General features: G+C 65.6%; 21 protein-coding genes. 15 read left to right on the top strand and 6 right to left on the bottom strand.

Annotation, left to right across the window (positions count from 1 at the left end):
- Positions 1-12: 12 nt before the first annotated feature.
- Positions 13-417 (bottom strand): hypothetical protein, encoded by a 405-nt coding sequence (locus tag OOB33_RS05610; RefSeq protein ID WP_102768547.1) that lies wholly within the window; start codon positions 415-417, stop codon positions 13-15.
- A gap of 16 nt (positions 418-433) precedes the next feature.
- Positions 434-931 (bottom strand): NUDIX hydrolase, encoded by a 498-nt coding sequence (locus tag OOB33_RS05615; protein ID WP_102768546.1) that lies wholly within the window; start codon positions 929-931, stop codon positions 434-436.
- Positions 932-1,046: 115 nt separating this feature from the next.
- Between OOB33_RS05615 and OOB33_RS05620 the strand changes: the two genes are divergently transcribed.
- The 13 genes from OOB33_RS05620 to OOB33_RS05680 all read left to right on the top strand — a co-directional run bounded on the left by OOB33_RS05620 (position 1,047) and on the right by OOB33_RS05680 (position 12,527).
- A complete protein-coding gene (locus OOB33_RS05620) occupies positions 1,047-2,177 on the top strand; it encodes a Re/Si-specific NAD(P)(+) transhydrogenase subunit alpha (protein WP_271007974.1) in 1,131 nt (376 codons plus the stop codon).
- Between the two features lie 12 nt (positions 2,178-2,189).
- Positions 2,190-2,525: an NAD(P) transhydrogenase subunit alpha gene (locus OOB33_RS05625; RefSeq protein ID WP_271007975.1), complete on the top strand. Its 336-nt coding sequence runs from the start codon at positions 2,190-2,192 to the stop codon at positions 2,523-2,525.
- Entirely contained in the window at positions 2,522-3,946 is a 1,425-nt protein-coding gene (locus OOB33_RS05630) for an NAD(P)(+) transhydrogenase (Re/Si-specific) subunit beta (protein WP_271007976.1), read from the top strand. Before OOB33_RS05625 ends, OOB33_RS05630 begins: the two co-directional genes overlap by 4 nt.
- Positions 3,947-3,996: 50 nt before the next feature.
- Positions 3,997-4,482 carry a hypothetical protein gene (locus tag OOB33_RS05635; protein WP_271007977.1) on the top strand — a complete coding sequence of 162 codons (486 nt, stop codon included), beginning with the start codon at positions 3,997-3,999 and terminating at the stop codon, positions 4,480-4,482.
- Positions 4,479-4,757 carry a hypothetical protein gene (locus tag OOB33_RS05640; RefSeq protein ID WP_271007978.1) on the top strand — a complete coding sequence of 93 codons (279 nt, stop codon included), beginning with the start codon at positions 4,479-4,481 and terminating at the stop codon, positions 4,755-4,757. Before OOB33_RS05635 ends, OOB33_RS05640 begins: the two co-directional genes overlap by 4 nt.
- On the top strand, positions 4,741-4,881 hold the full coding sequence (locus OOB33_RS05645) for a hypothetical protein (protein WP_271007979.1): 141 nt from the start codon (positions 4,741-4,743) through the stop codon (positions 4,879-4,881). Before OOB33_RS05640 ends, OOB33_RS05645 begins: the two co-directional genes overlap by 17 nt.
- Positions 4,882-5,240: 359 nt before the next feature.
- Positions 5,241-5,681: a DUF3592 domain-containing protein gene (locus OOB33_RS05650; protein WP_271007980.1), complete on the top strand. Its 441-nt coding sequence runs from the start codon at positions 5,241-5,243 to the stop codon at positions 5,679-5,681.
- 52 nt (positions 5,682-5,733) lie between these two features.
- Positions 5,734-5,976, top strand: a complete 243-nt coding sequence (locus OOB33_RS05655) for a hypothetical protein (protein WP_271007981.1) — start codon at positions 5,734-5,736, stop codon at positions 5,974-5,976.
- A 136-nt stretch (positions 5,977-6,112) separates the two neighbouring features.
- Positions 6,113-7,795 carry a long-chain-fatty-acid--CoA ligase gene (locus tag OOB33_RS05660; RefSeq protein WP_271007982.1) on the top strand — a complete coding sequence of 561 codons (1,683 nt, stop codon included), beginning with the start codon at positions 6,113-6,115 and terminating at the stop codon, positions 7,793-7,795.
- Between the two features lie 75 nt (positions 7,796-7,870).
- Positions 7,871-8,344 (top strand): hypothetical protein, encoded by a 474-nt coding sequence (locus OOB33_RS05665; protein ID WP_394341030.1) that lies wholly within the window; start codon positions 7,871-7,873, stop codon positions 8,342-8,344.
- 155 nt (positions 8,345-8,499) lie between these two features.
- A complete protein-coding gene (locus tag OOB33_RS05670; RefSeq protein WP_271007983.1) occupies positions 8,500-10,830 on the top strand; it encodes a M1 family metallopeptidase in 2,331 nt (776 codons plus the stop codon).
- Positions 10,827-11,708: a hypothetical protein gene (locus tag OOB33_RS05675; RefSeq protein ID WP_271007984.1), complete on the top strand. Its 882-nt coding sequence runs from the start codon at positions 10,827-10,829 to the stop codon at positions 11,706-11,708. Before OOB33_RS05670 ends, OOB33_RS05675 begins: the two co-directional genes overlap by 4 nt.
- Before the next feature lie 69 nt (positions 11,709-11,777).
- Positions 11,778-12,527 (top strand): 16S rRNA (uracil(1498)-N(3))-methyltransferase, encoded by a 750-nt coding sequence (locus OOB33_RS05680; RefSeq protein WP_271007985.1) that lies wholly within the window; start codon positions 11,778-11,780, stop codon positions 12,525-12,527.
- A gap of 44 nt (positions 12,528-12,571) precedes the next feature.
- Here OOB33_RS05680 and OOB33_RS05685 read toward each other — a convergent pair whose 3' ends face one another.
- Positions 12,572-14,092, bottom strand: coding sequence for a hypothetical protein (locus tag OOB33_RS05685; protein ID WP_271007986.1), 1,521 nt, complete (start codon positions 14,090-14,092; stop codon positions 12,572-12,574).
- A 640-nt stretch (positions 14,093-14,732) separates the two neighbouring features.
- On the opposite strand from OOB33_RS05685, the gene OOB33_RS05690 reads away from it, so the two are divergent.
- A complete protein-coding gene (locus OOB33_RS05690; protein ID WP_271007987.1) occupies positions 14,733-15,890 on the top strand; it encodes a helix-turn-helix transcriptional regulator in 1,158 nt (385 codons plus the stop codon).
- Here OOB33_RS05690 and OOB33_RS05695 read toward each other — a convergent pair.
- Positions 15,850-17,130 carry a THUMP domain-containing class I SAM-dependent RNA methyltransferase gene (locus OOB33_RS05695; RefSeq protein WP_271007988.1) on the bottom strand — a complete coding sequence of 427 codons (1,281 nt, stop codon included), beginning with the start codon at positions 17,128-17,130 and terminating at the stop codon, positions 15,850-15,852. The two genes, OOB33_RS05690 and OOB33_RS05695, sit on opposite strands and share 41 nt — an antisense overlap.
- Before the next feature lie 393 nt (positions 17,131-17,523).
- Between OOB33_RS05695 and OOB33_RS05700 the strand changes: the two genes are divergently transcribed.
- Positions 17,524-18,600, top strand: a complete 1,077-nt coding sequence (locus OOB33_RS05700; protein WP_271007989.1) for a pre-peptidase C-terminal domain-containing protein — start codon at positions 17,524-17,526, stop codon at positions 18,598-18,600.
- Between the two features lie 62 nt (positions 18,601-18,662).
- Here OOB33_RS05700 and OOB33_RS05705 read toward each other — a convergent pair whose 3' ends face one another.
- Positions 18,663-19,676, bottom strand: coding sequence for an SGNH/GDSL hydrolase family protein (locus OOB33_RS05705; RefSeq protein ID WP_271007990.1), 1,014 nt, complete (start codon positions 19,674-19,676; stop codon positions 18,663-18,665).
- Positions 19,677-19,914: 238 nt separating this feature from the next.
- Positions 19,915-21,444 carry an RNA polymerase factor sigma-54 gene (locus OOB33_RS05710; protein ID WP_171827226.1) on the bottom strand — a complete coding sequence of 510 codons (1,530 nt, stop codon included), beginning with the start codon at positions 21,442-21,444 and terminating at the stop codon, positions 19,915-19,917.
- Positions 21,445-21,466 lie beyond the last annotated feature (22 nt).

The following is a 21,466-nucleotide window of genomic DNA, read 5'->3' on the forward strand; positions in this document are numbered from 1 at the left end:
GCCGAAGGTCTCTCAGGCGAGGTTCAGTTGCTGGTGCAGCCAGGCGCGCGCCTCAGCGTCCTGTTTGTGCAAGGACAGCGGCAAGCCGGTGGAGGCGAACACACGGCGAAATTGCGCCTCCACGATCCACAGCGAGCTCGGGTCTGGCCCACTCAGGGCCAGAGCGCACAGGCCGCTTTGCAGCAGGCCCGGCGCAGCGGCCTGCAAGGCCAGCTCGGCCTCCGGCGTCATCAAGGCGTCGTCGCGAGCCAGTTGCACCAGGGCGGTCCAGGATCGGCCCTGGAGTGGGGCCACATGCCCGGCCAGTTCGCGCATCACCCGGTTGATCTCCTCGACATTGGCCGTGGCTTGCGGCGCAAAAACAAGCAAGCGGTCGTCGCGGCTGATGCGGGTGTCGCCGTGGGGTTTGAAGTGCATGGCGGAAGGGTCCAGCTCAGAGTTTCTGCAAGGGTGCAAACAGTGAGGCATCGTTGTACACCGCTTCCAGCGGCAGGCGCCGGCCCGCGGCATGGTCCTCGCAGCAGCGCAGCACCAGGGGGCTGCGGTGGCGAGCGGCAGTCGCGCGCAGCTCGTCCAGGCTGAGCCAGAGCGTGCGCACGATGCCTTGGTCGAGGGCGTGGCCCGCGATCTCTTCCCCGACGCTGCCGCTGAAGGCCAGGCGCAGATAGGTGACATCCTCCTGCCGCGCTGGCCGCTGGAAGCGGGCCAGGTAGCAGCCCAGGAAGGACTCGGGTGTGAAGGCTCGCGCCGTTTCCTCCAGCGCCTCGCGCACCACCGCCTGCAGCGGCGTCTCGCCCGGGTCGAGATGGCCGGCCGGGTTGTTCAGCATCAGGCCCTCGGGCGTCTCTTCCTCGACCAGCAGGTAGCGGCCATCGCGCTCAACCACGGCTGCGACCGTGACCGAAGGCTTCCAGCGTTCGTGATTTGTCATCTGTCGTTTGCTCCGCGCTTCCAGGGGTGTCTACGGGGGTGGAGTGTCACCTCGATTGTGTAAGCTCGACGCAAGCTGAACAGTCATATGGTTTGTTTGACCCGAGGAGGGACTCATGCAGATAGGTGTTCCGCGCGAGCGCGCGGCCGGAGAGACGCGGGTGGCTGCCACCCCGGAGACGGTCAAGAAGCTGAAGGCGCAAGGCCACAGCGTGCTGGTCGAGCGCGAGGCTGGCCTGGCCGCCAGCATCACCGATGAGGCCTACCTCGCGGCCGGCGCCGACATCGTCGAGCAGGCCGCCGCGCTGGGCGCCGACCTGGTGCTCAAGGTGCGCCGGCCCGAGGCCGAGGAGCTGGCTTTGATGAAATCGGGCGCCACCTTGGTTGGCATGCTGGACCCCTTCGACCGCGCCGGCCTGCAGGCCCTGGCCGCGGCCGGCCTGACCAGCTTTGCGCTGGAAGCCGCACCGCGCACCTCGCGCGCCCAGAGCATGGACGTGCTCTCCAGCCAGGCCAATATCGCCGGCTACAAGGCGGTGATGATGGCGGCCGAGCGCTATCAGCGCTTCTTCCCCATGCTGATGACGGCGGCTGGCACGGTCAAGGCGGCGCGCGTGGTCATCCTCGGCGTCGGCGTGGCCGGCCTGCAGGCGATTGCCACGGCCAAGCGACTGGGCGCGGTGATCGAGGCCTCAGATGTGCGGCCTGCCGTCAAGGAACAGGTCGAGTCGCTCGGCGCCAAGTTCATCGACGTGCCCTACGAAACCCAGGAAGAGCGTGAAGCGGCCGAGGGCGTGGGCGGTTATGCCCGGCCCATGCCGCCGAGCTGGCTGGACCGCCAGCGCGCCGAGGTGGCCAAGCGCGTGGCGCAGGCCGATGTGGTGATCAGCACCGCCCTGATCCCGGGCCGCGCCGCGCCGCAGCTGATCAGCGAGGACATGGTGCGCAGCATGAAGCCGGGCTCGGTCATCGTCGACCTGGCCGCCGGCCGTGGCGCCGATGGCATCGGCGGCAACTGCCCGCTGACCGAAGCCGGACGCACGGTCGTCAAGCATGGCGTCACCCTGGTCGGCGAGACCAATCTGCCGGCCCTGGTGGCGGCCGATGCCTCGGCCCTCTACGCCCGCAATGTGCTGGACTTCCTCAAGCTCGTCCTCGCCAAGGACGGCACGCTCAGCGTGCCCCTCGATGACGACATCGTCGCCGCCTGCCTGGTCAGCCAGGGCGGCGAGGTCAAGCGCAGCTAACCCGAGATTGCCATGGAACTCGTCAGTCCCACCCTCACCAATCTGATCATCTTCGTGCTGGCCATCTACGTGGGCTACCACGTGGTCTGGACGGTCACGCCGGCTCTGCACACGCCGTTGATGGCGGTCACCAACGCGATCTCGGCCATCGTCATCGTCGGCGCCATGCTGGCGGCGGCCCTGACCGAGACGGACGCCGGCAAGCTCATGGGCACCCTGGCTGTGGCCCTGGCGGCGGTCAATGTCTTCGGCGGCTTCCTGGTCACACGCCGGATGCTGGAGATGTTCAAGAAGAAGGCGCCCAAGCCCGCCGACAAAAACGCCAAGGCCGCGGAGGGCCGGTCATGAGTCTGAACCTCGTCACCCTGCTCTACCTGATCGCCAGCGTCTGCTTCATTCAGGCGCTCAAGGGGCTTTCGCACCCGACCACCTCGATCCGCGGCAATCTCTTCGGCATGGTCGGCATGGCGATTGCTGCGCTGACCACGGTGGCCCTGATCCTCAAGCTGGCCGGCGGCCAGAGCCTGGGCCTGGCCTATGTGCTGGCCGGTCTGGTGGTCGGCGGCGGCATCGGCGCCTACATGGCGCAGAAGGTCGAGATGACCAAGATGCCCGAACTGGTCGCCTTCATGCACAGCATGATCGGCCTGGCCGCGGTCTTCATCGCCGCCACTGCGGTGCTGGAGCCCTGGGCCTTTGCCATCACGGCCAAGGGCGAGCCGATCCCGGGCGGCAACCGCATCGAGCTGGCGCTGGGCGCCTTCATCGGCGCGGTGACCTTCAGCGGCTCGGTCATTGCCTTCGGCAAGCTCTCGGGCAAGTACAAGTTCCGCCTCTTCCAGGGCGCGCCGGTGTCCTTCCCGGGTCAGCACAAGCTCAACCTGGCCTTGGGCCTGGCGGCGCTGTTCTTCTGCTTCGGCTTCTGGCATTCGCAGAGCTGGCTGGACTTCGGCCTGATCCTGGCCCTGGGCTTTGCGCTGGGCGTGCTGCTCATCATCCCGATCGGCGGTGCCGACATGCCGGTGGTGGTGTCCATGCTGAACAGCTATTCGGGTTGGGCGGCAGCCGGCATCGGTTTCAGCCTGAACAACAGCATGCTGATCATCGCCGGCTCGCTGGTGGGCAGCTCGGGGGCCATCCTGAGCTACATCATGTGCAAGGCCATGAACCGCAGCTTCTTCAATGTGATCCTGGGCGGCTTTGGTGGGGATACGTCCAGCGCAGCGGCCGGGGCCGCCGTGCAGCGCACGGTCAAGAGCGGCAGCGCCGACGATGCCGCCTTCATCCTCGGCAATGCCGAGACGGTGGTGATCGTGCCCGGCTATGGCCTGGCGGTGGCGCGCGCCCAGCATGCGGTCAAGGAACTGGCCGAGAAGCTCACGCACAAAGGCATCACGGTCAAGTACGCCATCCACCCGGTGGCCGGCCGCATGCCCGGCCATATGAATGTGCTGCTGGCCGAGGCCGAAGTGCCCTACGACCAGGTCTTCGAGATGGAAGACATCAACGGCGAGTTCGGCCAGGTCGATGTCGCCATCGTGCTGGGTGCCAACGATGTGGTGAACCCGGCCGCGCTGACCAAAGGCAGCCCCATCTACGGCATGCCCATCCTCGAGGCCTACAAAGCCAAGACCATCATCGTCAACAAGCGCTCGATGGCCGCCGGCTACGCCGGCCTGGACAACGAGCTCTTCTATATGGACAAGACCATGATGGTCTTCGGAGACGCCAAGAAGGTGGTGGAGGACATGGTCAAGGCCGTGGAATAGCGCCCCGGGTGTGCGCTGGGCCGGGTACGTTCAAGGTCCCGTTCTGAACCATGAGCAAGCTGTTTGTTCGGTTCCTGCTGACCGCCTTCTGCTTTTGCGCAGCAGCGGTCAGCCTGACTATGCTGTTGCGTGACCAGCTCTTCCACCCCGTGCCGGCACGCTGCCTGGAGGGCGACTGGGAGGCGGGAGCCGCTTCGCGCCGCGGCTTCGCTTACCTGCGCATGCAGTACGAATGGCAAGGCCAGATTCACGAGGTTCTCCGCACCTTTGGCCCACTTGATGACTCGCCCCGCAAGCGTGAGTGGCCCGAGGATGTTGAGCGCGGTCGAGCCTGGATTGCCGCCAACTGCCGTGACCAGCCAGCCCTGGTGATGCATGGGCTGCCCGGCATCGCCTGGTTTGGCGACCAGCGGGGCTGGAACTCCGTGATCGTCGCCGGCGCCTTGCGGGCCATCGCCCTGGCCGCCCTGGTTGTGGTGGCCTGGACATTCATACGGCGGGCCTGGCCCACTACACAAGGAACGCGTACGTCATGAAACCCATCGCCCTTCTGAGCCTGCTGCTCACCCTCGCGCCCGCCTGCATGGCGCAGGGCTTTCCCACCAGCGCGCCGAGCCAGATCACGGTGATTGAGGAGCTGGTGCACCCGGTCAATGTCTACCAGTACCAGCCGCCGGTGGACGTGGGCCGGGCCGATCTGCCGGCCGCGCCTACGCCCGAGGCGGCGGTGATCCGCTACCTCAGAGCCATGCCTGCAGGCGACGAAGAGGCCGCGTTTGCCGGAGTCGGTGCGCATGATCGAAGAGAATGAGAAGCGAATGGGCCGGAACAAGGCCCAACGCCTTGCGCAGTGGGTCACGTTGTTCAAGGACCGCGCGATGCAGCTGCAACGCAAGGCCGAGTACCGCGATCTGACTTTTTCGAGTTCACACTGACCGCGAACGGCAAGGTCGCACTGACCGATTCCGTGGCGGTGACGAAGACGCCAAACGGCTATCAACTCACCATGAAGCCCGTCGAATCGGCTGTGATGCAGGGCTGGTGCAACGAGACGAAGCGCGTGCAGAGGCTGGTCAAGTAAGTCGACCGAAGCTGATAGGCGCCGAGCTGCTCAGTCACCGATACGGATCGGGAGGAGAAACATGAGAACGAGTTTGGTCAGTATGTTTGCAAGGCAGTTCGGCAGCATGCGATGAGCGGCAATTCGCAGCCCTTGTGGGGACCGCGCCAGAGACATCGCCCGGGCAGCGTGGCCTTTCAATGCGGTGCGATCTTGTTTTCTATGGGACTGACGGTGTTCGAATGGGACCGCCGCTTGATCGAAGGGCCCCCGGAAGAGCAATTGCGGCCGGTTCAGGCCACCTTGCTGATGGTCGACTGTGAAGTGAAGCGCGGCAGCTCTCAAGGGGCTGCTCACTCAAGCGAGTACGGTCGGCCAGCTGTGAGTTTTGAGTACCTGTATGAGGGTCAGCGTTATCAAAGTCAGCGCTTTCACCGTCAGCCCAACACGGAAGTGGGCAGCATGGCGGAATGTCGGGCGCTGGTCGAAGGCTTGCGAGCGCAGCCGTCGGTTCAGGCTTGGATCGATCCGGCGCGGCCTGAGTTTGCGGTCCTCAGCAAGAACTTGCGCGACCAATCCCTAAACCATACCGTCATGGGCATCGGCATCTCGCTTGGTGCTCTTGGGGTGTATCGCTTGCTGCGCTCGCGTGGCTGGACAAGAGACAACGATTGAAGGATGTGAGAAGACTTTTGCGAAACCACTGCTTCTCTGTGGCGCGCTGCTGATGGCTGGTGTTGCCTTGGCGCAAGATCGCCAGCGGCCGCGCGCGTCGGCCAAGGCGCCCGGTGTCAGCTACATCGTCAGCGCCCAGAATCGCAGCACGCCGCTCACCGCCAGTGGCGGCTACGTGCTTGAGAACCTGCCCGGCGGCGGCATCGCCCCTTTCGGCGTTGGAGCTTATGGACAACCCTTCCGTGTGAGGGTCACTTGTGTCGACGGTTTCGATGGCGAGTCATTTCCAGTCTGAGAAACGCAGGGTTCCGTTCGCCAACCCTGAGCGAAGGGGCCCGCGCGCGTCGCTCTAGAGTCTCGTATCGAATCCCCTGATGAGACCAGGGGTCTCCATCGGTCAGAATCCGGGGCATCGAATGGAGACAAAGAAGATGGACAAGACCTGGCTCAAGAGCTACCCCGAGGGAGTTCCTGCCGAGATCCATGCCGAGCAATATCCGTCCCTGGTGGACCTGATGGACTCGGCCTTCAAGAAGTACCCGCAGCTGGCGGCCTACACCATGATGGGCCGCACCATGAAGTTCGCTCAGGTGGACGAGGCCTCGCGTGCCCTGGCCGCCTATCTGCAGAGCCTGGGTCTGGAAAAAGGCGACCGGGTCGCCGTGATGATGCCCAATGTGCTGCAGTACCCGGTGGCCGTGGCCGCCATCCTGCGCGCCGGCTATGTGGTGGTGAACGTCAACCCGCTCTACACCCCGCGTGAACTGGAACATCAGCTCAAGGATGCCGGCGCCAAGGCCATCGTCATCCTCGAGAACTTCGCGGCCACCTTGCAGCAGGTGATCAAGCAGGTGCCGACCCAGCATGTGATTCTTGCGTCCATGGGCGAGATGCTGGGCTTCCCCAAGAGCCTGATCGTCAACTACGTGGTGCGCCGGGTGAAGAAGATGGTGCCGGCCTTTGAGCTGCCCGGCGCGGTCGAGTTTGGCGAGGCGCTGGCGCGCGGCCGCGGCCTGGCGTACAAGGCGCCCAAGGTCGGCCCCAACGACATCGCCGTGCTGCAGTACACCGGCGGCACCACCGGCGTGTCCAAGGGCGCTGTGCTCTTGCACCGCAATCTGGTCGCCAATGTGATGCAGGCCGAGGCCTGGTACATGCCGGCGCTGAAGAAGGTGCCGGCCGGCGAGCAGGTGGTGGGCATCGCCGCCCTGCCGCTGTATCACATCTTCGGTTTCACTACCAATATGATGCTGGCCATGCACATGGGCGGCTGCAATGTGCTGATCCCCAACCCGCGTGACTTGCCGGCCATGTTCAAGGAACTGGCCAAGCACCGTTTCCATTGCTTCCCGGCCGTCAATACCTTGTTCATGGCTATGGCCAACCACAAGGACTTCAACACCGTGGACTGGAGCCATCTGGTCATCTCGGTCGGTGGCGGCATGGCGGTGCAGCAGGCCACGGCCAAGCTCTGGCTGGAGAAAACCGGTTGTTCCATCTGCGAGGGCTATGGCCTGAGCGAGACCTCGCCCGTGGCCAGCTGTAACCCGACCGACAGCACGCAGTACACCGGCTCCATCGGCCTGCCCCTGCCCAGCACCGAGCTGCGTCTGCTCGATGACGCCGGCAACCCGGCCGCGCCCGGCGCCACCGGCGAAATCGCCATCCGCGGCCCTCAGGTCATGGCGGGCTACTGGCAGCGCCCGGACGAAACCGCCCAGGTCATGACGGCCGACGGCTTCTTCCGCACCGGCGACATCGGCACCGTGGACGAAAAAGGTTACTTCCGCGTCGTCGATCGCAAGAAAGACATGATTCTGGTCAGCGGCTTCAACGTCTACCCCAACGAGGTGGAAGACGTGATCACGATGATGGACGGCGTGCTCGAATGCGCGGCCGTCGGCATCGCCGATGCGAAAGCGGGCGAGGCGGTCAAGGTGGCCATCGTGCGCAAGCCCGGCGCCGCCAAGGAAGTCAGCGAAGCCGATGTGCGCGCCTACTGCGAGGCCCACCTGACCGGCTACAAGCGCCCCAAGGTCATCGAGTTCCGCACTGAACTGCCCAAGACTCCGGTCGGCAAGATCCTGCGGCGTGAACTGCGCGACAAAACCTGAGCGTGTTGCGGGCGGGGTTTCTGCCTCTCGAGGCCCACTCTCCACTAGAGTCGGGCCCCTGAGGAAGGAAAAACCGTGATGCTGGAACAGGCCTACACCAAGACCGAACAAGGCCGCGCCGAGATCAAGAACCGGGCGCTGCCGCTGTCGCGCAGCCTGCGCAACCTCCTGCTGGTCATCGATGACAGCAAGAGTGCCCAGCAATGGCTGGGCCTGGTGCAGGGCATCACGGCGGCGGACATCGCCTTTCTGATCGACCAGGGCTTGATTGCGCCCACGGCCCGGGCCGGATCCGCAGCCGGGCTGGCGCCTGCCGCCCCGCAAGCCCCTGCGCTGCCGAGCCTGGACTACCAGGCCCTGTACGCCTACCTCACCGGTGCCGCGCGTGAGCACCTGGGCCTGATCAAGGGCTACCGCTGGGTGCTGGATGTGGAGCGCTGTGGCGACCTCCCGGCCCTGCAGCAGCTGGCCCTGCGCTTTGTGGATGAAGTGCGCCAGGCTCAGGGCGATGCGGTGGCGTTCAAGGTCCGCCAGTCTCTGGGCCTGTAGCGGCCATGCAGCGGGCTGGCGATGTTCGCCCGTCTGGATGGCCGGGCTGTCCCTGGCTGGCACGCCGCCCGGCGGCCTGACTCGGTGATTCCACGGGCTGGCGCCGCGCCAGCACCCGCCTACCATCGCGCGTTCGCCACTTCCGAGCGCCAGCCATGCTTGCACGTCTTTCGCGCCGATCCGGCGCTTCGCTTGCCTTGTGGGCCGGGGTCCTGGCTTCATTGCTGGCATTGAGTGCCTGCCAGAAGGGCGGGGCCAGCGACGGCGCCGCCGCGTCGGCGAGCGGGGCTTCTTCGGCCGCGTCCAGTCCTGCCGTGGCGGCCGCCGCCTCGGCCGTACCGCCCTCGCTGGACGGCATCGCCCTGGCCGCGCCCGACGCCGCCGCGGTGCGCCAGCCCAGCAGCCCGCAGGCCTGGGGCGGCCCGCGCAGCGGCCAGGAGCCGACGCTGTCCGACCGGGTGGTGGACTACCAGATCGAAGCCCGGCTCGACCCCGAGGCCCACACCATCGAGGGCAAGCAGCGCCTGAGCTGGCGCAACCGCAGCGCCGTGCCGGTGCGCTCCGTCTACCTGCACCTCTACCTCAATGCCTTTGAAGGTGAGGGCAGCACCTTCATGAGCGAGCAGCGCCGCCTGGGCTTTGCCTTCCGCAGCGATGTGCCGATCAAGAAGGGCGACTGGGGCTATATCGAGCTGAAGAAGGTGCAGCAGGCCGGCGTGGCCGTGCCCTGGTACTTTGTGCAGCCCGATGGCGGCCCGGCCACCGACCGCACCGTGGTGCGCCTGGACCTGCCGCAGGCGGTGGCACCCGGTGGCAGCACCACGCTGGACATCGATTTCTTCGACCAGCTGCCGCGCGTGCTGGCCCGCACCGGTTATTTCGGCAGCTTCCATCTGGTGGGTCAGTGGTTCCCCAAGATTGCCGTGCTGGAGCTGCCCGGCGAGCGGGGCGCGACAGCGCCGCGCTGGAACGCGCATGAGTTCCATCTGCACAGCGAGTTCTACGCCGATTTCGGGCGTTATGAGGTGCGCATCGACGTGCCCGAGGGCTACACGGTCGGCGCCACCGGCGAGCTGCAGGGCGAGCCCAAGAAGCAAGGCGGCCGTGTCATCCATCATTACGTGCAAGGCGATGTGCACGACTTCGCCTGGACGGCCGACAAGCGCTTTGCCCCGCCGCTGAAAGCGGTCTACGAAGGCGAGGGCAGCCCCAAGGTGCAGGTCCAGGTGCTGTACCCGCCCGAGTACGCCCACAACGCGCCGGTGGTGCTCAAGGCCACGCTGGATGCGCTGGCCTGGTTCTCCAAGACCTTGGGGCCTTACCCCTACCGCACGGTCACGGCCGTGGTGCCGCCCTTCAATGCCAAGGAAGCAGGCGGCATGGAGTACCCGACCTTTTTCACCGCCGACAGCTATGCCGACCAGACCCCAGGCACCCTGGCCCATTTCGGCCAGGAGTTCGTCACCATTCACGAGTTCGGCCATGGCTACTTCTACGGCATCCTGGCCTCCAACGAGTTCGAGGAGCCCTTTCTCGACGAGGGCCTGAACGAGTTCTGGGACCAGCGCATGATTCAGGCTCGCGGCCAGCGGGCGCCCATGACCACGGCTGCGCTCAAGCGTCTGGGCGTGGGCACCACGGTCGATGTGTTCGAGGGCGAGCGCCTGGGCGCCGGTCTCAAGGACCCGCCGGACGGCCTGGGCCAGAACAGCTGGCACCGCCATTCCAGCGGCAGCTATGGCACGGTGTACTCCCGCACCGCTACCGCCTTGCGCGACCTGGAAGCGCAGATCGGCCGCGAGAAGCTGGAGCTGGCCTTCAAGACCTACTACCAGCGCTGGAAGTTCCGCCACCCGAGCACGGCTGATTTGCGCGAGGTGCTGGCCGAGGTCAGCGGCCAGCCGGCCCTGGTGCAACGCCTGTTCGAGCAGCACATCTACGCCAGCCGCTCGGTCGATGACCGGGTGGAGAGCTTCAAGAGCGTGGAAGAGCTGCCCCTGCTGGGACGGCATATCTGCCCCGACGGCCGGCGCAGCGAGCTGGACAAGGACGCACAGGAAGACCTGGTCGAGAAGCTGCGCAAGCAGTGGAAGAAGGATCACCCGGCCTTGTCGTCCAAAGCCGAGGCCAAGAAGGACCCGCAGACCGGCGAGGTGCTGGCCGAGCCCGGACCCTTCCCCTACCGCACCACGGTGGTGTTGCGCCGGCGCGGCGCGGCGGTGCCGCAAACCCTGCGCGTGCGTTTTGCCGATGGCAGTGTGGAGACGGTGCGCTGGGACGACCAGCAGTCCTGGGCTCGCTTCAGCTGGGTCAAGCCGGTCAAGGCCGTGTCCGCCGAGCTGGACCCCGAACGCCTGCATTACCTGGATCAGAACCGGCTCGACAACAGCCGCGCTCTCAAGAGCGACGGCCGGGCCGCCCGCCGCATCGCCAGCGATGCCGGCAGCTTGTTGCAAACCCTTCTCGCCCTGGTGGCCACGCTATGAACATGCCGGCGCTCTTGACCCCCGCTCCCGATCTGCGCGGCCAGCTGCGCACCGGTGCCCGCCTGGCCTCGCAATGGCGCTTGCTGCTGCTCTGGCTGCTGGCCCTGGCCTTGCCCTGGTTGCTGGCCTTGGTGCCGCTCTGGCGTGCCCTGGCGGCTCAGCTGGACCAATCGCTGGCTGCAAAGCGCCTGGTGGACGGCTTTGAGCTGCCGGTGCTGGCCGAGGCCGTGACCGGCCTGGGCCCCAACGGCTTTGGCGCCTCGGCCCTGCTCAGCAGCGTGCTGCTCTTGGCCTTGCTGTTGCCCTGGCTCAGCGGCTGCCTGATTGCCGTGGTTCGCTCGCCCCAGCCGCTGGGCTTCATGGCCTTGCTGCAGGGCGGCCTGCGCGAGTACGGCCGCATGACGCGGCTCTGGCTCTGGGCGCTGTGCCTGCTGGGCGCGGTGGCAGCGCTGGGCGGCGGGTTGATGCACTGGGTGGGCGAGAAAGCGACGCTGATGCAGCTGGAGGCCGAGGCCGATCGCTGGAGCCAGGCGGTGATGCTGTTCACCGGCCTGCTGTTCCTGTTGGTGCATGCCAGCCTGGATGCGGCGCGCGCCCGCCTGGCCCTGGAGCCGCAGCGCCGCTCGGTGTTCAAGGTCTGGCGCCTGGCCACGCGTGACCTCTGGCGCCAGCCGCGCCGCATCGGCGTCTATTTGCTGATCACGGCCCTGGGCTTGCTGGCGGCGGCGCTGATCGGGCTCTTGCGGGTGCAGCTGGCGCCGGTGGGGGCGGGCAGCCAGCTGCTGGCCTTGGCGATGGGTCAGCTGCTGGTGCTGGCCCTGGTGTGGATGCGCTGCGCGCGCGTCTTTGCACTGGCGGCCGCCGGACGCCTGGACTGAATGAATGAATGAAAAAAGGCGGGCCTGAAGGCTGGCACACTGGCGACTTCTTGTCCGTCTTTGCCTGCCATGCCGCCGCGTTTTTTTGTCGACCAGCCCCTGGGCACCTCGTCCAGTGAGCCCAGCGAGCTCAGCCTGCCGCCCAGCGCGGCCCGCCATGTGCAGGTGCTGCGCCTGCAGCCGGGCAGCCCGCTGACCCTGTTCGATGGCAGCGGCGCCGAGTGGCAGGCGGAAGTGCTGGCCATGGGCCGCAGCGAGGTGCGCGTGCACGTGCAGGCTCGCCAGCTGGTGCAGCGTGAGCTGCGTCAGCACATCACCCTGGCCCTGGCCATGCCGGCCAATGACCGCATGGACGGCGTGGTCGAGAAGGCCACCGAGCTCGGCGGCAGCGCCATCCAGCCCTTGATGAGCGAGCGCTCCGTGCTGCGCCTCAGCGGCGAGCGCGCCGAGAAGAAGCAGGCGCATTGGCGCGGTGTGGCCATCGCCGCGGCCGAGCAATGCGGCCGCACCTGCATCCCCGAGATCGGCGCGGTGCAGTCCCTGGCTTCATGGTTGGCCCAGCTGGGCCCGCAGCCAGCCACGCAGCGCCGCTGGCTGCTCAGCCCCACGGCCGCCCAGCCCCTGCAAGCCCTGGCGGCCGCGCAGGCGGAGGCCAGCCACACCCTGGTGCTCAGCGGCCCGGAGGGCGGCCTCAGCCCCTCTGAAGAAGAGGCGGCCCGCGCCCAGGGTTTCGTCGCCGTTCAGCTGGGCCCGCGCATCCTGCGCGCCGACACGGCGCCGTTGGCGGTGCTGGGCTGGCTGGCGCTGTCAGCGATTTGATTGAAGCCGATGCCAGGCGGGCCTCCCGTATGCCGCCAGTCAAGTCAAGCAGCGCACAATTGTTTGAGGGTCTTGACCCCTGGCTCATTGGCAAATCGCGGCGCGTTTTCCAAGCCCCGCTTTAGCCCCTCCGCTGCAGCAGGCTGTTTGTCCTTCACGGCTTGGCTGAACAGGATGTGCCAGGACGCAATGGCGGTGTTGACACGTTGCAGAAAGCTTTGACTCGCAGCCCTTGAGGCTGTGGCCACATCCATAGCTTGGCGATCAGCTTGGTCGGCTTCGGCGCTTAGCTTGCTTTGCTCCGACGCGTCAGTCTTGATGCTGGCTAGCGTCCGCTTCTCCAATGCCTCGATCTCAAAGCGAGCAGTGCGTTCGCGGCAGGTTTTCGCCAGCTCGTCGTCGATGCCGTGACCTGCAAAATCCCGGGTCAGCCCCAGTTGCCCTGCTGTGTGACCAGCGGGCAGCATGCCCAACATGGTCGTTTGTGCTGTGCGTAGTGCTGTCACAGTCTTCGTGATCACCTCCAAAGACTCTTGCAGTTCCGTCAAGGGGCGTGTTGGCTGGCCGTTGTCTGAGTTGACCGCCAACCGTGATCCTGCGAGCAGTGGCGTAGCCGAGCTCAAGGCTGCGCTTTGCTTCAGCAGGGTCTCGCTGGACACGTTCGTGCCGTTCATCATCTGATTGGCCAGCTTCACCCGCGCGATCATGTTCACGGCTGTACCAAAGCCGGGGTCGTCATAGCTTCGGATGGCATTGGCAGCTTGTTCAAGGCCAGCAACTACGGAGCACTGGCCATGAAAGTACAGGGCATCCTTGATGGCGGCTTCGACGGGGTAGTGGCTGTATGCCTTGGTCTGACCTTCCTTTTGAATTTGGTCGTAGACATCGCGACGTCGTTTGTCTACCCCTTCTATGACCACATGCGCGGCCAGGTTCGCGAAGAAGGCTTGGTTGTACTCGGCACGCGTGCCGCTGCTGATGGCTGCGGTGCCAGCCCAGTTCTGGGCAGCTGCAGGTGAGTTGACCAAGGCGCCCGCTGTCGCGGCGACGGTGGTCAGCAAGCCCAGGCCAAAGTTGGTTCTGGAAAAATCTCTCTGCAAGCCAATCTTGAAGGCTGTGCAGCGTTGGGTCGATGACACCAGAAGCCTTTCTTGCAGGGCATTGCGGGCTAGGCGACGCGAAGCCTCATCGGATTGTGCGGCGCGGCAAGCAAAGTACTGAACCGAGCGATCGAGTCGAGTCTGATCTTTCTGGATTGCCTCACCCTCGTCCCCGCCCTTTGGATCATGGGCGACGCCTGGCGTGCCCCAACGAGGTGTGTGCTGAGATAGCGCTTCGCAGTCGTCGCGCCCCGCCATTGCGCCTGGGGCATAGCGCATCAGCAAGAAAGCCAGATCCACGGGTTCCACTACATCACGGTCGGTGATTTGGTATGCGCCACTCAGATCAAAACCCTTGTTCTCACGCCATGACAGACCCAAGGTTTGACACCCGCTCAAAGTGATGCAGGCTCCGGTGATCAGCAACTGGCGCAGCGGCATTCGGGAGGTCACGTTGAGGTTCATGAGCGAGCCTCCTGACTTTGCTCGGTATGACCTTTGAGCGAGCGAGGTGGTACGACCAGAAGGTCGAGTGAGTCCACGCTGGCGAGGGCTTCACTGCACAGCTCATCGGTGTCACGCTGTGCCAGTAAGGTGAGGTTTAGGCGCAGCACGCTGTCTGTATGGATGCGCAGCAAGGTCGAGGCGCATACAGGCTCGTCGGGACCGTCTGGCAGGAGATGGAGGCGTCGGCCATTCGCCCATGCCAGAACATGAGCGAAGGCTCGAACTCCCTGTTTGAGGCATGCGCCGCGAAGATCAACCTTGACCCAACCTGATCCACGACATAGAACTTCGCCGTCGACCCTCAGTACTTGGGGGGCTGGGTCAACGTCTGCTGAGCCACTCCGCACGGCGAGGTCGTCGAAAAGCACGGTCATTGCATTGCCGCTTTCTGTCCGTGTACCGCTGATGGTCTGTTGGCTACCTTCGAAACGGGCTGATTCCAAACTTAGAGCATGCACAGTGAACTCCTGTTTTCCAAAAGGAGCGTCCAGTGTGCAGATAGATGGAAGAGCAAGCACCCTAAGGCAGTGGGGCAGTTGGCGCTGTGATCCTCAACAGGCTTGTGGAGGCAGGGTGGTAGCAGGTCTGCGCAGAATCAATGATGAAAACAATCTCGGTCTCGAAGCGAAAGATGGCTCAGGTTCGAGAGCTCTGTCTTGCCGGCCTGTCCCCGTGTGAACTCATGCCCGCCTTGCTGGAAGCCTTGCATGAGGTACTAGGCAGCTCGCGCAATCTTTTCGACTGGACTGATACCGCGGGGCGCTTGCTTCGTTACGACATCGAAGGTCCCGTCGATCCCCAGATTGCCCGCCTGTACTTCGAGCGATTCCACAACCGACAAGAAGTTGAATGCATGCCCGCATTTGCTTCGATTCGGCATGCTCCTGCAGGCGTGCGAGGCGCGCTGGAATTGAAGACCGAGGCTTTTTTCAACTCGGCGCTGTATCACGAAGTTTGGAAGCCGCAGCATTTTCACAGCCGCATCGAGGGCGTGGTGCGTGGCTCAGCTGGTCAATTGCTCGGAAGCTTGGTTCTTTATCGAAGTGCCAAGGATAGCGATTTCGACAGCGAGGACGAGCAGGCTCTTGCGACCCTGCTGCCTTGGGTCGCACGAGGGTTGGAGAGCACAAAGATTAGCCGAGATGACGAACATTTCTTGCCTTCGCCAGAGCGCACAGAGACTCTACTGGTCGGCCCTGACGCCGAGCTTCGTCATGCTACAGCCGGAGCCTTTCGCCTGTTGCTGCAGATGGATTGCGGCCTGACCCCAGTTACGGTCTCCCGCCCATCGGACACATGGTCGTGCCTCTTGCGAAAGCTGTTCGGCTCAGCGCTGGAAGAACTGCGTGCGGGTGGTGGCGGCAGGGCCATGACGTTGATCAATGCTGCGGGGTGCTTTCTGGTCGAATTCAGTCGCTTGCATCCATGGGCGGTAGGAGACGGGTTGGTTCAGATTCAGGTGCGGCGCCTTGAGGCACACGAAGTGGCCTTGCATCGGGTGTTGCGAGAGCAGGGATTGAGCGCTGCCCAGATACGTGTCTGTGCGGCAACGTATGCGGGACGAACCAGTGTGGAATTGGCTCAGGAACTGGGTGTGGCAATCAGCACTGTGGTGGATCACTTGCGCAAGGCATACCGCGCATTGAATGTGCGCGATGGCGCCGGAATGCGCCGTGATGTGGATCGCCGCGTCGCGCAGTTGAACCTTTGCGGTGTCAGTTCGCGCTGGGCTTCTCTTTGCGCGCCGAACCCTTGATCAGATCGAAGCGGAACAGCCGGCATTCGATCGGGCCGTTCCACATCGGGAACTTGCGCGATTCCTTCAGGCGCATCTTGCTGGGCAGCTTCATGTCCGGGCAGAGCAGCCAGGCGGTCCAGCCGGCCGGGTTCTGGGTGTAGGCGCGCTTCCAGTGCGCAGCCAGGCGGGGGAAGAAGTCGTCGCCGGCGTCGCGCGCTTCGGAGCCGCCGGCATCGCGGCTCATCTGCACATTGCCGGCCTTGCCGCGCACCTCGATGCGCTCGCCGTAGGGCGGGTTCATCAGGATGGTGCCGGGCATGCCCTCGGGCAGCTCGGGGGCGGGGCGCTCGAGCGCATCACCGCCGTTGAACTGGATGTACTGGGCGACACCGGCGCGCTCGGCATTGCGGCGCGCGAAGTCGACCATGCGGAAGGCCACATCGCTGCAGAAGATGGGCACGGCGGGCGCGTGCTCGCGGTCCTTGGCGGCCTGCTTGATGGCCTGCCAGCGGCCGCGCAGGGGCACAAAGGGCAGCTGGCGCTCGAAGGCAAAGCGGCGCTGCATGCCGGCGGCCATGCCGCAGGCGATCTGCGCGGCCTCGACGGCGATGGTGCCCGAGCCGCAGCAGGGGTCGTGCAGAGCGCCGCCGGTCTCGGGCGTGCCCTTCCAGCCAGCGGCGGCCAGCATGGCGGCGGCCAGGGTTTCCTTCAGCGGGGCGTCGCCCTTGTCCTCGCGCCAGCCGCGCTTGAACAGCGGTTCGCCCGAGGTGTCGATGTAGAGGGTGGCATCGGTTTCGCTGAGGTGCAGCATCACCGGCAGGTCGGGGAAGCGGGTGTCGACGCTGGGGCGCTCGCCGGTGGCATCGCGCAGCACATCGCAGATGGCGTCTTTCACGCGCAGGGTGGCGAAGTTGAGGCTGCGCAGCGGTGAGCGCTGGGCCACGGTGTCGACGCGGATGGTCTCGGCCGGGGTGATCCACTCGTTCCAGTCGACCCGGCGGGCCAGGGCGTAGATGTCGTCCTCGTGGCGGTAGCCGCCCGAGACCAGCTCGATCAGCACGCGCTGGGCCAGCCGGCATTCGAGGTTGAGCTTCATCACGCCCTCGAGATCGCTCTTCAGCGCGATGCCGCCGCGCAGCACCTCGATATGGGTCTTGGGCAGGATGGCCCGCACTTCCTCGTCGAGCAGGCGCTCCACGCCCGAGGGGCAGGAGACGAAGAGGTGGTACAGGTCTTTGGGGGGTTCTTTGGCGGCCATGGGCCGATTGTCCCAGGAATGGCGAGGGAGGGCCGCAGCCCTCGGCTGCAGCACTTGGGCGGAATCCGGCGCGAAGTCTGTCGCCAAGTCACCCTGTCAACTCTGACAGCTCCGCCCAGAAATTCGAGATAACCCTGTATTCAGGCGGCGCGGCTGCGGTCAATCTTGTGCTGCGGGCGCTGAATAACGTGCATCTCCGACGTCAAGGACCGAAGCTGGACCTGGTCGCGGCGCATGAAGGACGTGGCCCGCGGGCGGCCGGGATCGATCTGCCGGCTCGCCTTCGGCGTTCTCCATCCACCACCCCGGCTCTCAGCGCCGGTGCGGCGCCGCACTTCACAAGAGTCCGCGCCGCTCGGCCGGAGTCACTCTGTGAAAGAAAGCCTCATCACCATGTCTCAGCACACACCCTCTCCGCGCCGCCAGGCGCTCAAGCTCATGGGCGTGGCCTCGGTGGCCGCGCTCGGCAGCAAGGAAGCCAGCAGTCAGTCGCAGACGCCCTACGGTGCCGCCGCGGCCGCCTGCAAGGCAGACACGGAATCGACCGCCGGGCCCTACCCGAACATCAGCGCCGCCGAGCGCCGCGATCTGCGCGCCAACACCAGCGGCAACACCACGCCCAAGTCCGGCGCTCCGCTGACCCTGCGCCTGCGCGTGCTCGATCTGGAGAACAACTGCGCGCCGATTCCGGGTGCCGTGGTCGACATCTGGAGCTGCGAGGCCACGGGCCTCTACTCCAGCTATGCCCCTTTCGGCACCCAGGGGCAGAACTTCTGCCGCGGCTACCAGAAGACCGGTGCCGACGGCGTGGCCGAGTTCCTGACCCTGTTTCCAGGCAGCTACAGCGGCCGGGCCCTGCACATCCATTTCTCCATCCAGAGCGCGGCGCGCAACATCCGGCCCAACGACGATGGCCGCAATCTGCCCGATGTCTTCGTGGCCCAGCTCTACTTCAACGCCGCCACGGCGGATGAGGTGTTCCGCAGCTTTCCCATCTACCAGCAAGGCGCGCCACGCACCCGCAACGAGGCCGACAGCATCTACGCCAGTGATGGCGGCGCCGGCTATATCGTGCAGGTCAGCAAGAGTGGCAATGCCTACACCGGCACCATCGATGTGGGGGTGAGGCGCTCAGCCATCGGCATGGGCAACAGCCAGAACGTCACGCCCCTGGTCAGCGGCCAGGCTCAGACCGTCAGCCTGGGCCTGCGTCAGTCGCGGCTGTACAGCATCCAGGTGCCGCCGGGCCGTCGGCAGCTCAAGTTTCAGCTTTCCGGGGGCACGGGCGATGGCGATCTCTATGCCCGCCTGGCATCGGCGCCGAGCACCACGGTGTATGACAAGAAATCCGATGGCTCGAGCAATGCAGAAACCATCACCTTCGCCTCACCCGTGGCGGGCACCTACTATCTGCTGCTCAATGCCTACGCCCCGGTCCACAACGCGCGCCTGCTGGCGACCTTGAGCTGAAGCCAGGCGGCGCTGGCCGCCAGCTTCGGGGCCGGTGCTCCAGGCGACCGGCCCTTGCCTTTTCAGCTGCGGCGCTGGCGACCGGCGCGCAGACCCAGGGCTGCCAGGCCCAGGCCCATCAGCAGCCAGGTCTGCGGTTCCGGCACGGCGGCCAGCATGCCCTGGCCGAGGTAGCTGTGGGTCAGCGTGGTCGGGTGGATGCGGTCCCAGTACATATAACTCTCGGGGCTGCTGCAGGTGCTGCCGTCGGGCTGGCCGACATAGCCGGTGAAGCAGGCTTGCGTGACATTGCTGAAGCCGTAGAGCGCCGCGTTGTCGACCAGGGTTTGCTGCGTGCCCAGGACGTCGAAATAGCGGATGTCAATGCCGGGCAGGGCCCGCAGCTGGCCGATGGCCTGATTCAGGCCAAAGTTGAAGCCCAGGGAGAGCTGGTGCAGCTGGCCCGAGAGGCCGGAGGACAGGCCGGCCGGTGTCTGGCCCAGGTCCGGCAGGCCTGGCATCAGGAAGTTGCGCGCACCCAGGCCGTAGAGGGTCTGCACCGCGCTGCTGAGGTTCTGGATGGCCGCTTGCGCCGTGGCCTGCGAGAAACCCAGGTACTGGAAATCATTGGCCCCGCCCCAGAGCACGTAAAGGGCCTGGCTGTCGGCGGCCGAGCCGGCCAGGCCGGACTGGAAGGCGCCCACTTGCGAGAGCATGCCGGTGTTTTGCAAGGCGGCTGGGGCACCTGCGGCCACCGCCGCGCCGTTGAGCCAGCCGGTTTGGGCACCGCCCCAGGCGTAATCCTGCAGGCTCACGCCCAGGCCTTGGGCGAGGTGCTCGACGGCCACCTGGCCGTTGGAAAAACGACCCTGGAAATAGTTGCCCGGCTGGGGCACGGCGCCGCTGGTGGCGCGGTAGAAATTGCCGTTGTCCGACAGGCTGTCGCCGAAGGCGATCACGCGGCTGTAGCTGGTGGCGGCACTGCTGCTTGTGGCCTGAGCCTGAGCTTGGGTGGGGGCGGCCCAGGCCAGGTTGGCGGCGAGTATCAGCAGCGCGGGCAGGCGTGCGCCGGCCGGGGAGCGGAGGGTGGTGTTCACGGCAGACCTTTCAAGTAACGATCCAAGTCAGCGGCATGATGGCATGTCTCGAAATGGGAATCACCTGAAATCGGTGTGCGTGTTCACGTTTGGGGGTGAACGGGTGAACGGGTGAACAGGTGAACAGGTGAACAGGTGAATGGTGAATGGTGAATGGTGAATGGTGAATGGTGAATCGTGGGGTGTGGTTCACCAGTTCACTGATTCACCCGTTCACTCAAGCTTCAAGCTTCAAGCTTCAAACCACCCGCCGCATCGTCGTCGTCCCGATGTGCATGCCTTCGCGGTATTTGGCGACGGTGCGGCGCGCGACCTGGATGCCTTGCTCTTCCAGCATGCTGGCCAGGGCGCTGTCGGACAGGGGTTTGGCCGGGTTCTCGGCGGCGATGAACTGCTTGATCAGCTCGCGCACGGCGGTGCTGGAGGCCTCGCCGCCAGCCTCGGTGGACAGGCCCGAGCCGAAGAAATACTTGAGCTCGAAGGTGCCGAAGGGCGTGGCCATGTACTTGGCCGTGGTCACGCGCGAGATGGTCGATTCGTGCAGGCCCAGCTCATCGGCGATCTCGCGCAGCACCAGGGGCTTCATGGCCACGGCGCCGTGGCTGAAGAAACCTTTTTGCCGCTCGACGATGGCGGTGGAGACGCGCAGGATGGTGTCGAAGCGCTGTTGGATGTTCTTGATGAACCAGCGTGCCTCCTGCAGCTGGCCGCCCAGGGCGCTGTTGCTGATGCCGCCGCGCGTCTGGCGCAGGGCGTTGGCGTAGAGCTCGTTGATGCGCAGCTTGGGCGCGACCTCGGGGTTGATGATGACGCGCAGCTCGCGGCCGACCTTGCGCACGATCACGTCCGGGATCACCGCCGGCGCCTGGCCGCGGGCAAAGCGCCGGCCGGGCTTGGGCTCCAGGGCCACGATCAGGGCTTGCGCTTCACGCAGCAAGGCATCGTCGGCGCCGGTCAGCAGCATCAGGCGGCGGCTGTCGCGCTTGGCCAGCAGGTCCAAGTGCTTTTTGCAGATCATGATGGCGATCACCTGCGGCGCGCTACGCGGCAGCTGGCGCAGCTGCAGCTCCAGGCATTCCGTCAGCTCGCGGGCACCGACGCCGGGCGGGTCCATGTGGTGCAGCCATTTGAGGGCGATGCGCAGGTGGTCGAGCAGCTCCTCGCGCTCGGCGGCGCTGTCCTCGTCACCGTCCGGCACCAGGGCCTCGGCGATGGCTTCCAGGCTGTCCTCGAGATAGCCGTCCTCGTTGAGCGAATCGATCAGCAGGCGCAGCGCCAGCTGGTCGGTATCGCTGAGGTGCATGCCGGCCATCTGCTGGACCAGATGCTCTTGCAGGCTGATCTCGGCCGATTCCTGGTCGCTGCGTTCGCCGTCTTCATCGTTGCTGCCCGAGCCGCTGCCGTTGTTGCTGGGCAGTTCGCGGATGCCGTCGAAATCGTCGCCCTCGGTGCCGTTCTCCCAGTCCTCGCGTTCGGTGCTGCCGAAGTCTTCGGCCTGCAGCTCGGGCGTGGCCTCGGCCTCGGCGCCGCCGCCCAGCTCACGGTCGGCGCCGCTGTCCTCGGCGGCGCTGGCCGGGCGCAGCTCGGGCAGCTCGGGCGTGGCGACGGAGAAGTCTTCTTCGGTTTCGAGCAGCGGGTTCTGCGCCAGCATCTGCTCGACTTCCTGATTCAGCTCCAGCGTGGACAGTTGCAGCAGGCGGATCGATTGCTGCAGCTGCGGCGTCAAGGCCAGATGCTGGCTCAGTCGAACCTGGAGTGACTGCTTCATGGCGCGGGCTCAGGGGCAGTCG

The sequence above is a fragment of the Paucibacter sp. B51 genome (genome assembly GCF_027863535.1).
GTDB lineage: Bacteria > Pseudomonadota > Gammaproteobacteria > Burkholderiales > Burkholderiaceae_C > Paucibacter_A > Paucibacter_A aquatilis.